General features: G+C 64.9%; 1 protein-coding gene. It reads left to right on the top strand.

Annotated elements, in window-relative coordinates; genetic code table 11:
• The coding region (locus tag NKH52_RS35450; protein ID WP_352658241.1) for a transposase at positions 1–596 on the top strand (596 nt) is incomplete at both ends.

Raw genomic sequence — 596 nt, 5'->3', positions numbered from 1 at the left:
TTTCGCATGAAGATGATCGCCGCCGGCTACGAGGACGGCAACGACGCCAACCGGCTGCGCCGCGATCCGGTCTTCAAGATGGCCCAGGATGCGCTGCCGTCGGGTCGGGACCTGGCGTCGCAATCGACGCTGTGCCGGCTGGAGAACCTACCCGGCGTGCGGGAGCTGGTCGCGATGGGACGGGCGATGCTCGATCTCTATTGCGCCTCGTTCCGGCAAGTGCCGAAGCGGATCGTACTCGACATTGACGACACCTTCGACGCTGTGCACGGAGGCCAACAGCTTCGCCTGTTCAATGCCCACCATGACGAGTACGGCTTCCAGCCGATCGTCGTGTTCGATGGTGCGGGACGGTTCGTCAGCGCGATCCTGCGACCGGCCAAGCGGCCGAGTGGGGCTGAGATCCGCCCCCACCTGCGCCGTCTGGTGCGGGCGATCCAGATCAACTGGCCGAACATTCGAATCCTGCTCCGCGGCCATTATTGCAACCCGCAGGTCATCGACTGGTGCCGCGCCAACGACGTCGACTTCATCTTTGGCCTCGCGCCCACCACGACCCTGCGCAAGCATGTCGCGGATCTGGAGGCCAGCACGAC

This window comes from Mesorhizobium sp. M1066 (assembly GCF_040318635.1).
In the GTDB taxonomy this organism is placed as follows: Bacteria; Pseudomonadota; Alphaproteobacteria; order Rhizobiales; family Rhizobiaceae; genus Mesorhizobium.
The sequence above is the reverse complement of the archived record's forward strand: the minus strand, read 5'-3'. Positions and strand labels throughout refer to the sequence as shown.